Source organism: Bacillus cereus (assembly GCF_002567495.1).
In the GTDB taxonomy this organism is placed as follows: Bacteria; Bacillota; Bacilli; order Bacillales; family Bacillaceae_G; genus Bacillus_A; species Bacillus_A cereus_AQ.
Genome location: NZ_NVAP01000082.1, coordinates 25,534 through 38,585, shown reverse-complemented (window position 1 = coordinate 38,585; position 13,052 = coordinate 25,534). Strand labels below are relative to the sequence as shown.

The window sequence follows — 13,052 nt, the reverse complement described above, 5'->3', positions numbered from 1 at the left end:
AGAAATATGTAAGTATTTAATACCATCAGAGCTCTGTAAATTATAGTTAGAAGCTTCTCTTTTGTAGTGGCCTTTTCTAAATTTTTCTATACATAGATATGATTCTCAAGTCGAAGGATGGCACCTTAGGGTGTCTTTTTTATGCTCTCTAAAAATGTCTTAACATATAATAGCCGAGTTTTTCCTTCCCATCAAGTATAAAAGGAAAAACACCTCATAAAACAAAAAATCTGCCCATTTAAATTCTGGTAACAATTCATGTAATCAAGAATAATTGAGTTAATAGATTTCGTTACATTCCTAGCATCTTTTTTATAATAGAATAGATTCATAACCTAACAGTAAAAGGGGGATGATTTTGACATAGAAAAATAATAGGTAAATCATTTGACAATTAAAATAACCTACTTTAATATGTATGCCATAGCATGTAATTTCTGTTTATTTCGAGGAATGATGGAGATAGCTTGATTTTGTATCATATCTGATTCAAAATCACTTTTTTACCTATTACCAGTCAAATTTTCGCATTATATATGCTATAGCATATTGGTTTTGTCCTTTTAATATTGAAAAGGGTAATGTAAATTGAATCGACTTCCATATGGTCAAGCTCAGGCAATAGGGTAAAGGTAGTGACTACTACCTGAACAATACTGAGTTTTATCAAATAATTAGAAAGGTGTGATGACTATTATAATATTAATCAATATTATAAAAGCCTTGTTGTTTGTGTTCTTTTTAATGACAGGTACGAAAATTATATCGGGGAAAATGGCAGATGAGTTCAAACGATTTGGTTTACCTTCGTTTTTTAATTTCTTAACTGGGGCTTTTGAAATTGTAGGGGCGATTGGTATGTTGATAGGAATTTGGATTCCAATGGTAGCTTTATTGGCGGGATTTTTGTTAGGCGGTACGATGCTTGCAGCTGCACTTACTCTTATTGTATTAGCGAGAGATCCTTTTAAGAAAGCAATACCTGCACTTGTCTTGTTTATTCTTAGTTTAGCGATAAGTTGTTATCATATTTTTTAGCATAGCCTAAAACCGTTAAACTTTATGCATTCCAGTTGCTATCGTTTTGTCCTCATTTGAGACATTACCATCATTTGAATCAAAAAATATATAATCAGTAAAAGAGTGGGAAGAATTTTTATATAAAGGAATTCTTGTTGTACGTTGAAAAATATTGAAAATAGGAGTGAGTGAAAATGGCATATTTATTACAAGTTGATTTTCCGTTTGAAGGTCCTTTTGGTGAAAAAATGGAAAATGCATTTTGGGATTTAGCGAAAAGTATTAATGAAGAAGAAGGATTCCATTGGAAAATATGGACAGAGAATCAAGAAACAAAAGAAGCTGGAGGCATCTATGTATTTGAAGAAAAACAAGATGCTGAAAAATACGCGGAAATGCACAAGAGCAGACTTGAAGCAGCTGGTGTTAAAGATATTAGAGTAAGAATTTTTAACATCAATGAAAAGTTAACTGAATTGAATCGTGGTTATATCAAATAATTTTGATAGTCAGAGCAAGCGTAAAAAGGAGGGGGATTATCCCCTCCTTTTTTGAATTTTTAAGTTAAAGGTGAGGGGGCCTTACACAAAAAAATCCCTATAAAGATAGGAATTCGTGTATCGACATATAGATCTTTGGAAAAGGTTGTCCTAAGTGTAACATATGAAAATTCTTGAATTTGTGAAAATGACGTGAGAGTACTGTGGAAAAAGTTGTATTAAAATAGTTATTTGTAAAAGGGTAAGACCCTTACTGGGAGGTAAGGGTCACAGGAAATGCAAATTTATTTGTAATTTGCTAAAGTAATTATAACATATATACCTGTCTATACATGTTACGGAATTATGAACATAAATATAATTTTGTAACATGTAATAGCGAATTCTGGTTGACTTGTGTTATTTTTAATGGCTTGTAACAAAAAAGAAAGAAAAGACCTGATAACAGCCCCCGTTTTTGTTGTTGTTTTGGCATATAATAAATTCTGTTGTTTCTCACGCATTAATATGAGCCAAGATGAAAGAAATAGGGAAACACCCTATTTCTTTTTATTTCCATAATAAAATAAGATTATTAAGTCGAATGTGACAAGAATAATTAGAAGTAACAAGTGTAGAAGTGCATCAGCTTTCCCGTTTAGCAAAGACTTTATAAAGAAATCCCATTCTGTTTCATGGGGAGGTTCTATCCAGTTTCGTTGCAGTCCTAACACCATTCCATTTATGAAAAAGACAATACTTAATAGAATTCTTCCAACAAATAAGGCAGCTATTTTTATATTCCACTTCTTTATCCCGCATTAACGGGCAGTAAGACCCCCACCACAAAATTCAGCGAAAACAAAGAAGTTAGGTGGGGGATCAACTGTCCGTAAAAGCCCGATTGGTGAAGGCTAATAATCATTGGGGGATGAAGAAACCCCCAATGATTAAAGTTTCACTTTATCTCTCCGTCTCAAAAAACTCAATCCACTCCCCGTCAGGGCCAGCGAAGAATATGTATCGTGTTCCATCTGGTAATGTTTCGATTTCTTCTCCTAGTAAAAAGGTTACTTCGTGCTTTCTTAGTCTTTCGATTTCCTCTTCTAATGAATCCACTTTGAAGCAAATATGATGTACTTTTCCTTCTGCCGGAAGAGAAGAGTTGTAGCCTTCAATGAGTTCTAGTATCGTTTCCTTCGATTCTTCTACACCTAAAAAAGCGAGTTGTAAGTCTGGATTCGGGTGACCCATACGTTTAATGAGCTGTAATCCAACTACTTCTTCATAAAATGAAATAGATGTTTCTAAGTTTGCAACCATAAGTCCAACGTGTTCGATTCTTCTAACTGGCATGTAGATTCCTTCTTTCTGAAAATTATATACAATATATTATTGAAAATTAAGAAAATAAGCAAGATAAAAACCTTACAAATTTTAGCTTGTTATATGGTATAGTGAGAAAGTATGTTTGGGGAGAAGGAAGGAGATTATACGATGAATACACCTACTCAAACTCCTTCATTATCGGCAACGATGAAAGAGTGGCATTATGCATTAGCGTATGAAATTAAACATTGGAAAACGATAGGTGGTAGTAAAATTTCTATCATGAACGGTCGTTTTTTATATACAGATTATGAAAGTACGGTATACGTATTTCAGCTTATTTCAGAAGTAAGCTTACCTGAAGGCTCACCAATTCGAATTGAGTTCGATGGTGAGGAAGCGACAGGGGAAGTATTATCTGTACACGGATTAGAAATAGAACTGAAATTAAATGATTATATACAAGGTGAAATACGAGAGGCTGTTTTATACAGTGAACCGTGGCAATTGCTAGAGCAACTACAAGAGCGATTGAAAGAGGCACATAAAGATAAGTTAAAACGTAATCGTATAAAGCGTCTTGTTGATGGGACGAGCAGTCCAAAACATATTGAGAAGATGAAAAATCCGAAAAATGAATTGGCGTATCGATCGTTTTACAATCCGACAACATACGTGTGGGGACCACCTGGAACAGGGAAGTCTTACAATTTATCACGTATTATTTCGGCGCATTATCAAAAAGGAAAATCGGTACTTGTGTTAGCTCATAGTAATGCCGCAGTGGACGTATTAATGAGTGAAGTAACGAAGCAAATTGAGAAGAAAAAGAAATGGACGCCTGGCGAAATTGTTCGTTACGGTTATAGTCAACATGAACATATACGAAATCATGAAACATTACTTACGTCGAAGTTAGTTGAAACGACGAACGGATCATGGGGAGAAGAAAGACTCTATTTGGAGGAAACACGACAAGATCTTCGTGAAAAGATTTTATCATATAAAGCGACATCTGCTGATAAGAAGCGTATACAAGAGATTGAAAGTGATCTTCGAAAGCAAAAAGCGAAAATTAAAGAAGTAGAAAAAGAATACATTGAAAATGCGAAAGTAATCGGCGCAACTTTATCAAAATGTGCTATTGATTCACTTATTTATGAGCGTACATTTGATTTAGTTGTCGTAGATGAAGTGAGTATGGCATATGTGCCGCAAATTGCATTAGCTGCTTCACTTGGAAAACGCATAGTCGTATGTGGTGACTTTTTACAATTACCTCCAATTGCGATGGCAAACCATGAACTCGTTCGAAAATGGCTCGGGGAAGATATGTTTTACCATGCCGGCATTGTTGATTCTGTAAATAAATCAGAAGCACATCCAAACCTTTTTATGCTGCAGGAACAAAGACGTATGCATGCGGATATATCGAAGTTTACGAATTCATTTATTTATAAAAATAGAGTATACGATCATCCGTCTGTTTCAGAACGTAAAGAACTTGCGAAACTACAACCGTTCGCAAATGAAGCGAGTGTTTTATTTGATACGAGTTTAATGGGTGCATTTTCGTTAAAAGACGCTGCTTCAGGATCTCGTTTTAACATTATGTCTGGTTTAGTAGCGATGCAAATGATGTTAATCGGACTGTTAGACGGTGTTCAATCGATTGGTATTGTTACACCTTACAGGGCACAATCCCGCTTCTTATCAACGTGTATTAGAGAAATGCTGCAGAGAACGAAATATCAGAACATACCAGTATTAGCGGCAACTGTTCATAAGTTCCAAGGTTCTGAAAGAGATATGATGATCTTTGATACGGTGGATAGTTATCCGCAAGAACGACCAGGCGTATTATTCTTTGATCATAAAAACCATCGCCTCGTTAATGTAGCAGTGACAAGAGCAAGAGGGAAGTTCATTCAATTATCAGATTGCCACTATATGCGTAAAAACCTTTCAAGAAAACAAGCGTTATCACAATTAACAGCTCATATAGAACGTCATGGAGATGTGTATGATCGCACGACATCACGACAATTGTGGGAGCGAAAGATTTCGAAACGATTACGCTGGTTTATGGAAATGAATCTTGAAGAAACGAAAGGGCTATTAAAAGATATTTTAGCCGCAAAACGAAAAATCATTATTTCACTTCCAAGTACGAAACAAGTAGATAAGCGAGTATGGCAAGCATTAATGCGTACAAATGCGCAAGTAACGGTGTATAGTGATGGACCAGTTCCATTAAAAAATGTAAAGTTACAAAGACAAAATAAAGCATTCCCGTTTATCGTAATCGATGATGAAATCTTCTGGGCAGGGGCACCGCTCACATCTCAAATGATGTTTGAGGGTAGTACAGAATTTCCGTACGTATGTGCAAGACTGCAAGCACCAGAAACAATTGGTGTATTAAAAGGATTTTTAGATATTCGGTAAATTCGGATAGGAATTCCTTGACTTTTAATCGGAATGAACTTAGAATGAATGTAATTTAATATAATTTTATGAAAATTCTTATCACGAGAGGTGGAGGGACTGGCCCTATGATACCTCGGCAGCGGATTCGTTATGAATACTGTGCCAATTCCAGCAAGGTAACTTGAAAGATAAGAAAGAAGCTCATTTTGACTGTATATGCAGAAGCCTCTTTCTATCTTTTAGAAAGAGGCTTTTTTATGTGAAAATATAAGGGGGAAGAAAAATGGGAGCGACAGGAGTAACGTCACAAAGAAAAACAATTGAAGAGAGTATTGAAAGAAATAAGGAAAAGTACATAGAAACAAGTCACGATATTCATGCGAATCCGGAGATTGGTAACCAAGAGTTTTACGCATCAAGAACGTTAAGTTTATTGCTAGGGAGTGCAGGATTTCAATTACAACACAATATAGCTGGACATGAAACAGGTTTTATCGCGCGAAAAAGTTCAGGGAAACAAGGACCAGTCATCGCATTTTTAGCTGAGTATGATGCTTTACCAGGACTTGGTCATGCGTGTGGTCACAATTTAATTGGCACAATTAGCGTTGCGGCAGCGATCGCATTATCAGAAACGCTTGAGGAAATTGGCGGGGAAGTTGTAGTATTCGGAACACCAGCAGAAGAAGGCGGGCCAAATGGTAGTGCGAAAGCGAGTTATGTAAAAGCGGGGTTATTTAAAGATATCGATGCGGCACTTATGATTCATCCGAGCGGAAAAACAGCGACAACGAGTCCTTCACTAGCAGTCGATCCACTTGATTTTCATTTTTACGGAAAAACAGCTCACGCCGCAGCTTCACCTGAAGAAGGGATTAACGCATTAGATGCGGTTATCCAGCTGTACAATAGTATTAACGCACTTCGCCAACAACTTCCGTCAGATGTGAAAATTCATGGCGTTATTACAGAAGGCGGAAAAGCACCTAACATTATTCCTGACTACGCCGCAGCAAGGTTCTTCATCCGCGCAGCAACGCGAAAAAGATGTGCGGAAGTAACAGAGAGAGTAAGAAACATCGCAGAGGGAGCAGCATTAGCAACAGGTACGAAAGTGAAAATTCATCAATTCCAAAATGAAATCGATGAATTACTCGTAACAAAAACATATAACGACGTCGTAGCCGAAGAACTAGAACTACTAGGTGAAGATGTAAATCGTAAAGAAAGACTAGGTATCGGCTCAACCGATGCAGGAAACGTCAGCCAAGTCGTACCGACAATCCATCCGTACATTAAAATCGGTCCAGATGACTTAATTGCACATACGAATGAATTTAGAGAAGCAGCTCGTTCAGAATTAGGGGATAAAGCGCTAATTACATCCGCAAAAGCATTAGCGAATACAGCGTATCGATTAATTACGGAAGAAGGGTTGTTAGAGAAGGTGAAGGAGGAATTTAGAGAGGCACAGAGGAATCAGGGATAAATAGTACTCAGGATTTTTTAGTAGGAAATTGAATGAAAAAAGAACCAGCCTATGGCTGGTTCTTTTATATTATAAAAGAGTTTTTCCACATACACTTGGTATTTCTACCTTAATATCCTCTTATTAGAACGACATTTTCTCCTCAAACTCACTCTTTAAAACAATTAAAGGAGACGATAATCCAAATTGCATTAAAGAGTCTAGAAATACAGCGAGGGAATCCATCGAATCGCTCATGACCTTCATCATATAATTAAACTCCCCGCTAATTCGATATAAATCTGTTACTTCAGGAGCGGCATTACAATATTGGATAAAATCAGTGCATTGGCTCGTTTTAAACATGATGAATGCTTGAATGTTCTTATTAATTTTAGAAGGCTCAAATTTCGTTCGGTATGCAGCTATAACGCCTTGATCTTCAAGCTTGTTAATGCGTTCTTTTACAGCGGGCTGCGTCATGGATATAATACGTCCTATTTCTGAAACAGAAATTCTCGCATTTTCATGCAACAAGTTCATAATTTTATGGTCAATTTCATCTAGTTTTACTGTGTTTTGCATTGGATAGTACCCCTTTTTATTTTCTAAAGTAAATCGTAAATTATAACTATAATATCATAAGTAAAGGAACTAAATTACCTATAAATCTATATTTAAAATTATTAGTATTTACATAAAAATATAAGTATAGGATTTATTAAACGAAAATGTAGGAAGGGTGGAAAAAATGAAGAATTTTGATGGGAAAGTAGCGTTAGTAACAGGGGCGAGCCGGGGCATTGGCCGTGCGATTGCGATAAGATTGGCGAAAGATGGTGCATTAGTTGCAGTTCACTACGGCCGAAATAAAGCAGCTGCAGATGAAACAATTAGTGAGATTGAATCTAATGGAGGAAAGGCATTCTTAATTGAAGCGGATTTCAATTCGATTGATGGTGTCAAAAAGCTAGTAGAACAATTAAAGAACGAATTACAAATAAGGGTTGGTACATCAGAGATTGATATTTTAGTAAACAATGCAGGGATAGGTACACAAGGAACGATTGAAAATACGACAGAAGAAATTTTTGATGAAATTATGGCCGTAAATATTAAGGCGCCGTTCTTCTTAATTCAGCAAACATTACCATTACTACGAGCAGAAGGGCGTATTATTAACATTTCATCAGCTGAAGTACGACTTGGTTTTACAGGATCAATTGCATACGGTTTAAGTAAAGGAGCATTAAATACGATGACACTTCCTCTAGCTAAACATCTTGGAGAAAAAGGTATAACAGTGAATACAATTATGCCCGGATATACGAAGACAGATATTAATACGAAATTGCTAGATGATCCTGAAATACGAAATTTTGCTACGAATTCATCTGTGTTTGGACGAATTGGGCAAGTTGAAGATATTGCAGATGCAGTATCGTTCCTTGCTTCTTCTGATAGTCGCTGGGTAACAGGACAAATTTTAGATGTTTCTGGTGGGTTTTGTTTATAGGGAAAAGGTGTTCCATAATCATTGCTTAGGTTTCTCAATTTATGAGCGTGATGGTTGTGGGGTACAGTCATTTACGTATCAATTTAATTATTGTATCGCTTTAAACCTACTTCTGAAATAGATAGGGAATATTCTGTTAAAATGATGAGAGTGGAATAACGCAGTTTCAGAAAGGTGGTTTAACTTATGATTTCTGAATTAAGCAAGAATGATTTTTATAAATGTAGAGGTTTAATAAATGAACAAGGTCAATTAGAGGTACGTGCTGTAATTGCAGGGGTGAATCCTGGTCGTATATTTGTAGATAATATTTCTTCTCCTAATTCGGGACTTATTTGGTTAGGAAATAATGATGGATTCTTTTTTATTGGAAATGCAGAAAATGAAGAGTTTAATAAAGAAGTGAATCGTTTTATTAATAATGTAATAGTACCTGAGGCGAGGAAGGTAGGACTAGATTACTTTGAAGGAATCGGTAATCATTCAAAGTGGAACAAAACAATCGAAAGTATATTTCAGCATCGTAAATTAAAGAGCTGGAATCAAAGAGTGTATACGCTAAGAAAAGAGAACTATGAAAACCATCGCGAACCTAAAATTGATCAGGGATATACTGTACTAAAAATGAATAAAGCTCTCTATGAAAATAATAATAACTCATTTAAGAATATTGATTTTTTGCAATCAAAAATTTTAGAGTTTTGGTCTTCAGCGGATTGTTTTTTAAATGAGGGAATTGGTTATTGTATTGTTTATGACGATATGATTGTGAGTGTTTGTTTTTCAGGATTCGTCTTTGAAAATATACACTGTATAGATATTGAAACGGTAGAAGGTCACCGAGGGAGAAAATTAGCTCAAAAGATAACTCATAGTTTTATAAAAGAGTGTTTGGAAAATGACATCACTCCTTATTGGGACTGTATGGAATTGAACAGGCCTTCCGTCGCAGTTGTAGAAAATGTAGGGTTTACAAATGTATTTAACTATGTGGGATATTATTTTTCATTTGAATAATCTAGGCATACTTTACAATTTACACTTTGAAATTGCCCAATCATTTTATATGTCTACAATTCAAAAAAGAAACCATATGAGGTGTTCTAAAAATGAAAATACAAATTGTGTTATTTGATGGTTTCGGAGAACTTGTCTCTTTCGCACCGTTTGAGGTACTCAAAAGGGCGATAGAAGAAGGGGCTCCATTTACGGTTGAATTTGTTTCAAGTGAACAAAAACAAGAAGTTATTACTTCATTTGGAGTTACGGTTAAATTACATGATTTTTTACGAATGGATAATCGTCCAGATGTGTTAATTGTACCTGGTGGCGGTTGGAATCATAAAGCTGAACATGGTGCGCGAAAGCAAGCAGAGCTTGGAACTCTGACCGAAATGATTAAAGAGATGCACAAAGCAGGGACGATCGTTGCCGGAGTTTGTACAGGAGGTATGCTGTTAGCGGCCTCAGGTATATTGAATGGTCGAAAGGCAACGATGCACTATTTGGCACAGGATGAAATAAGTGAATACGGGGCAGAACTTCTTCATTACAGAATTGTAGATCAAGGCGATATAATTACTGCAAGAGGAGTAACTTCAGGAATTGATTTAGCTCTTTGGATTACGGAAAGGTTCGCAAATCCCAAAATTGCAGCTGCCGTTGAATATAGAATGGAATATGAAAGGCGAGGTGTTGTTTGGAGGTGATTTTTTAGTCGTTTAATCATATTTTTTTGCTGTAGAGCGTATTGGATATTCTCAAAGAGGAAGAGCCAACTCATACGAGTAGGCTCTTTCGTTTATATACTATAGTGCTAATTTTTCGCAGTAATATCCTTTTTAGAAAATTATAGAATGAATCATGTATTTTGTTTCATAGTGATAATGATTTTTATCCCGCATTAACGGGCAGTAAGACTCTCACCTCAAAATTCAGCTGGAGCAAAGAAGTTAGGTGGGAGATCCACTGCCCGTAAAAGCCCGATTGGTTCAACTAATAATCAGTGGGGGATGGACAAAACCCCCACTGATTAAAGTTTCACTTTATTATATATTCATAAATTCGTAAAAATTAGTTTACAAATTTGGATGCAGCTTATATAATTTGACTCATATAAAAAAGTTTCCCTAAGGAAACTTAGGTACGGATTTGCATTCGTATTATATTTTTTTGTTTAAAAGTTGCCTTTGTGCAAAATAATTAAATTAAAGAAAAAAAGAAGGAGGAGTACATAAAAAATGACTGAGGCTATAATTGTCAAAGATTTGTTTGTATCCTATCAAGGGAATCAAGTGGTTCAAAATGTTTCTTTTGAGATTAAAAAAGGAAATCTCGTTGGAATTATTGGTCCAAACGGAGCGGGAAAATCTACTTTAATGAAAGCTGTATTGGATTTAATCCCAAATGATAAGGGATTTGTTCAAGTTCTTGGAGAGGATATTCGAAGCGTTAGAAAGAGTGTTGCATATGTACCGCAAAGAAGTGATATAGATTGGGATTTCCCAATTACAGTTTTAGATGTCGTGCTAATCGGAACGTATCCATCTTTAGGTATGATGAAAAGACCGAAGAAAGAGCATCGGGATTGGGCATTTGAATGCTTAAAGAAAGTCGGGATGGAAGAGTTTAAAAACCGTCAAATTGGTGAGCTTTCAGGCGGACAACAACAACGTGTCTTTTTGGCGAGAGCTTTAGCACAAAAGGCAGAGATATTCTTCTTAGATGAGCCATTTGTCGGAATTGATGTAACGAGTGAAGAGACAATCATTAAAATTCTGAGAGAATTACGTAAAGAAGGAAAAACGATTGTCGTTGTACATCATGATTTAAGTAAAGCAGAATCGTATTTTGATAAATTACTATTATTGAATAAAAGCTTAATTCATTATGGAGAAGTACGACAAGTATTAGAACCAACCGTTATGTCAAAGGCATATGTAAATCAAGGAATATTGTTTAATCATGCAGCGGGGGTACATTCATCATGAAGATTGTAGAATTTATAGAGGCATTAACACAGTATAGTTTTCTGCAGAAGGCGTTATTAACTTCCGTTATGGTAGGAATTATCTGTGGTGTTATTGGATGTTTTATTATTTTACGAGGTATGGCATTAATGGGTGATGCCATTTCACATGCTGTTCTTCCAGGAGTAGCGCTTTCTTATATGATTGGAATGAACTATTTTATAGGAGCGGTTTTAACAGGTGTTATTACTGCAGTAGGAATCGGATTTGTAAGCCAAAATAGTCGTATTAAACATGATATGGCGATAGGAATTATGTTTACATCTGTATTCGCTGTAGGGATTATTTTAATTACCTTTATGAAGAGTAGTTCTGATTTGTATCATATTTTATTCGGGAATGTTCTATCAGTTCGTTCTTCTGATATGTGGATGACACTGACTATTGGAGTGGTCATTATCGGTCTTGTAATGTTGTTTTACAAAGAATTACTCGTATCCACGTTTGATCCAACGATGGCACAAAGTTATGGGTTACCAAACAAATGGATTCATTATGGCTTAATGATTCTTCTTACAATGGTTACAGTTGCTTCACTTCAAACTGTTGGAATTATTCTAGTTGTTGCGATGCTTATCACACCAGCGGCTACAGCGTATTTATTAACAAATCGTCTATGGGTCATGATTTATTTAGCGGCAGGTATTGGTGCACTTTCATCTGTAGTAGGGTTATATTTTAGTTTCTCTTATAATCTTGCTTCAGGTGCAACAATTGTTCTTGTCGCAACATTCTTGTTCGCATTGGCATTCTTTTTCTCACCGTCACAAGGTTTGTTTTGGAGAGCTATCAAAATTAGAAAAAATAGAGCAGAGTTGTCATAATTGATTGGAGGATAAAAATGAAATTTAAAAATGTTTTATTATCGGTAATTTGTATTTTCGTATTTGCATTAACAGCGTGTTCTAGTAACACAAATGGAAAAGAAGAGAGCAGTGGAAAATTAAAAGTTGTAACTACATACTCCATTATATATGATATGGTGAAGCAAATTGGCGGAGATAAAGTTGAGATTCATAGTCTTGTTCCAATCGGCGCTAACCCACATGAATATGATCCACTACCGAAAGATGTTATGAAAATGACAGATGCAGATATGGTACTTTACAATGGGTTAAACTTAGAAGAAGGTGGAGCGTGGTTTAAAAAGCTATTGAAAACTGCAAATAAATCAGAGAAAGATGCGCCTGTTTATAAAGTAAGTGAAGGCGTAGAAGCTATTTACTTAGAAACAAAAGGATTAGAAAAAGAACCAGACCCACATGCATGGATGAATATTAAAAACGGTATTTTATATGCTGAAAATGTGACAAAGGCATTAATTAAAGAAGACCCTAAAAATAAAGAGTTCTATACTAAAAATGCTGATAAGTATGTAGCAGAGCTCCAAAAGTTACACGATGAGACAGTGAATAGAATTCATCAAATTCCTGAAGAAAAACGTTTCTTAATCTCTAGTGAAGGTGCTTTTAAATACTTTGGAAAAGCATATGATATGAAGACGGGATACATTTGGGAAATTAACTCAGAAAACCAAGGTACGCCAGACCAAATTAGAGATGTTGTCAGTGTAATTCAAACAAAAAAAGTGCCAGCTTTATTTGTTGAAACAAGTGTAGATCGACGTAGCATGGAAACTGTTTCAAAAGAAACAAACGTGCCGATTGCAGGGACAATTTTTACAGACTCACTAGGTAAATCAGGTGAGGATGGAGATACGTATTTGAAAATGATGAAATGGAATATAGATACAATTATTAATGGGTTACAAAAGTAAAATA

At 35.6% G+C, this 13,052-nt stretch carries 13 protein-coding genes and 1 riboswitch; of the genes, 10 read left to right on the top strand and 3 right to left on the bottom strand.

Features of this window, described 5'->3' with window-relative positions:
* Nucleotides 1–687 precede the first annotated feature (687 nt).
* Both COK05_RS29615 and COK05_RS29610 read left to right on the top strand, forming a co-directional pair.
* Nucleotides 688–1,038 carry a DoxX family protein gene (locus COK05_RS29615; protein WP_098615368.1) on the top strand — a complete coding sequence of 117 codons (351 nt, stop codon included), beginning with the start codon at nucleotides 688–690 and terminating at the stop codon, nucleotides 1,036–1,038.
* A gap of 176 nt (nucleotides 1,039–1,214) precedes the next feature.
* A complete protein-coding gene (locus COK05_RS29610; protein WP_098615367.1) occupies nucleotides 1,215–1,520 on the top strand; it encodes a monooxygenase in 306 nt (101 codons plus the stop codon).
* 539 nt (nucleotides 1,521–2,059) lie between these two features.
* Here COK05_RS29610 and COK05_RS32020 read toward each other — a convergent pair.
* The gene (locus COK05_RS32020; RefSeq protein WP_141539306.1) at nucleotides 2,060–2,314 is read right to left on the bottom strand and encodes a hypothetical protein; all 255 of its coding nucleotides are present in this window, start codon (nucleotides 2,312–2,314) and stop codon (nucleotides 2,060–2,062) included.
* A gap of 148 nt (nucleotides 2,315–2,462) precedes the next feature.
* Nucleotides 2,463–2,855, bottom strand: coding sequence for a VOC family protein (locus tag COK05_RS29600; protein ID WP_098615366.1), 393 nt, complete (start codon nucleotides 2,853–2,855; stop codon nucleotides 2,463–2,465).
* 111 nt (nucleotides 2,856–2,966) lie between these two features.
* Between COK05_RS29600 and COK05_RS29595 the strand changes: the two genes are divergently transcribed.
* Both COK05_RS29595 and COK05_RS29590 read left to right on the top strand, forming a co-directional pair.
* Nucleotides 2,967–5,276: an AAA domain-containing protein gene (locus tag COK05_RS29595; RefSeq protein WP_141539303.1), complete on the top strand. Its 2,310-nt coding sequence runs from the start codon at nucleotides 2,967–2,969 to the stop codon at nucleotides 5,274–5,276.
* Nucleotides 5,277–5,351: 75 nt separating this feature from the next.
* A riboswitch (SAM riboswitch) is annotated at nucleotides 5,352–5,453 on the top strand.
* An 88-nt stretch (nucleotides 5,454–5,541) separates the two neighbouring features.
* Complete coding sequence (locus COK05_RS29590) at nucleotides 5,542–6,747, top strand: M20 family metallopeptidase (RefSeq protein ID WP_098615364.1); 1,206 nt, start codon at nucleotides 5,542–5,544, stop codon at nucleotides 6,745–6,747.
* Between the two features lie 123 nt (nucleotides 6,748–6,870).
* Here COK05_RS29590 and COK05_RS29585 read toward each other — a convergent pair whose 3' ends face one another.
* Complete coding sequence (locus tag COK05_RS29585) at nucleotides 6,871–7,311, bottom strand: Lrp/AsnC family transcriptional regulator (RefSeq protein ID WP_098615363.1); 441 nt, start codon at nucleotides 7,309–7,311, stop codon at nucleotides 6,871–6,873.
* Nucleotides 7,312–7,477: 166 nt separating this feature from the next.
* Here COK05_RS29585 and COK05_RS29580 point away from each other — a divergent pair, with 166 nt between their 5' ends.
* From COK05_RS29580 to mntA, 6 genes are all read left to right on the top strand, one after another.
* Nucleotides 7,478–8,242, top strand: a complete 765-nt coding sequence (locus tag COK05_RS29580) for an SDR family oxidoreductase (protein WP_141539302.1) — start codon at nucleotides 7,478–7,480, stop codon at nucleotides 8,240–8,242.
* A 186-nt stretch (nucleotides 8,243–8,428) separates the two neighbouring features.
* Nucleotides 8,429–9,259: a GNAT family N-acetyltransferase gene (locus COK05_RS29575; RefSeq protein WP_098615361.1), complete on the top strand. Its 831-nt coding sequence runs from the start codon at nucleotides 8,429–8,431 to the stop codon at nucleotides 9,257–9,259.
* Between the two features lie 92 nt (nucleotides 9,260–9,351).
* Nucleotides 9,352–9,951, top strand: a complete 600-nt coding sequence (locus COK05_RS29570; RefSeq protein ID WP_098615360.1) for a DJ-1/PfpI family protein — start codon at nucleotides 9,352–9,354, stop codon at nucleotides 9,949–9,951.
* A gap of 531 nt (nucleotides 9,952–10,482) precedes the next feature.
* Nucleotides 10,483–11,232 carry a metal ABC transporter ATP-binding protein gene (locus tag COK05_RS29560; protein ID WP_098615359.1) on the top strand — a complete coding sequence of 250 codons (750 nt, stop codon included), beginning with the start codon at nucleotides 10,483–10,485 and terminating at the stop codon, nucleotides 11,230–11,232.
* Nucleotides 11,229–12,095: a metal ABC transporter permease gene (locus COK05_RS29555; RefSeq protein WP_098615358.1), complete on the top strand. Its 867-nt coding sequence runs from the start codon at nucleotides 11,229–11,231 to the stop codon at nucleotides 12,093–12,095. Before COK05_RS29560 ends, COK05_RS29555 begins: the two co-directional genes overlap by 4 nt.
* A 17-nt stretch (nucleotides 12,096–12,112) precedes the next feature.
* Nucleotides 12,113–13,048 carry a manganese ABC transporter substrate-binding protein/adhesin MntA gene (mntA, locus tag COK05_RS29550; protein ID WP_098615357.1) on the top strand — a complete coding sequence of 312 codons (936 nt, stop codon included), beginning with the start codon at nucleotides 12,113–12,115 and terminating at the stop codon, nucleotides 13,046–13,048.
* The last annotated feature ends 4 nt before the right edge of the window (nucleotides 13,049–13,052 follow it).